Source organism: Pseudonocardia nigra (assembly GCF_019396355.1).
Classification (GTDB): Bacteria; Actinomycetota; Actinomycetes; order Mycobacteriales; family Pseudonocardiaceae; genus Pseudonocardia; species Pseudonocardia nigra.
Window position 1 is genome coordinate 1 of the sequence record NZ_JAHKRK010000484.1, and the last position, 1,159, is coordinate 1,159.

The following is a 1,159-nucleotide window of genomic DNA, read 5'->3' on the forward strand; positions in this document are numbered from 1 at the left end:
CAGCCGTTCGAACGTAGATCGAACGTGTGTCCATGAGTTTCACCGGCTTCGGACGACCGGCACGCCGCTGAGCTGCGGTTACGCCGTTGTGCGTGTCCAGAGCCGGCCATCAGCTGCGGAACCCGGGACTGAGTTCCGCCGTCATCATGATACATCGAGTCCACATTGGATGATCGAGAAAGACAGCACCGGAGCTGAGCGGACGACAAGCCGCTTACAAGGTCGTCCATCGGTGCCGTCCAGGGCCTCTACCAGCACCAACAGTCACGGCGGCGACATCACGAGATGCCCGGGGGCGCACCCCGCAACGGTACTTCGCACCACGTTTGATGGCACGCAGTACGCCACCGGCCTCTATCCCAGTCTGGTTCGCCTACTTCCCGACGCCCTGGGGCATGTCGTCCAACCCTCTACCCATGGGCAGCTCGCGGAGCGTGCTGGCTTGTACGTGGTGGGAGAGCGTGGCCAGCGCTGCGGCGAGCCAGCGCCGCTCCTGCACGTCGCGGCAGCGGTCCGTCAGGCGTTCAACGATCTGGGTCAGCGCGGGTAGCGCCTCGACCATCATCTCGGGCGGCGGTTCGAAGTCGAGGCCCCGTTCCGCGGCGACTCGCTCGAGCAGCTCGACCACCGTCGGCGGTCGAGACGATTCGGGGGCCCTGGTGTGGTGCGGCATACCCCGTATCGTGCCTGGGCCATTGCACCATCACCTGGGTTCATCCACAGATCCGGCGGAGTTGTCCACAGCGGGTCGCCGTCCGCATAGTGTGCTCGCGGCTAGGTTAGCGCTCATCATCGTCGGCGTCGGCTCGGTGAACCTTGATCGTCTTCCCCAGCTGGCGGCGTAGCGGTTTCTGGGAAGGTTTTCCGGCTGGGGCGGCATGCTCGGCGCGCCGTTCGTTTCGCGCCGTCGCGAGGGCTCGTCGCGCCCGGGTCCCGGACCGCGATCACCGACCGGTGTCGGCCGGGCCGCGGGCCACGCTTGTGCCAGTTGTGCCCACGCGGCGGTGTGCCCGACGGGAATGGGGGGTAACTAGGCGTCGATGACGTCGATCGCCGACTACGCCCTGCTCGGGGATTGCCAGGGTGCTGCCCTGGTGTCACCGCATGGTTCCATCGACTGGTGGTGTCCGGTCCGGTTCGATGCGCCGAGCGTGTTCAC

At 66.5% G+C, this 1,159-nt stretch carries 1 protein-coding gene; it reads right to left on the reverse strand.

The window, feature by feature from the left end:
* Nucleotides 1-373 precede the first annotated feature (373 nt).
* Nucleotides 374-628 (reverse strand): hypothetical protein, encoded by a 255-nt coding sequence (locus KME75_RS41770; RefSeq protein ID WP_219420543.1) that lies wholly within the window; start codon nucleotides 626-628, stop codon nucleotides 374-376.
* Nucleotides 629-1,159: the final 531 nt, after the last annotated feature.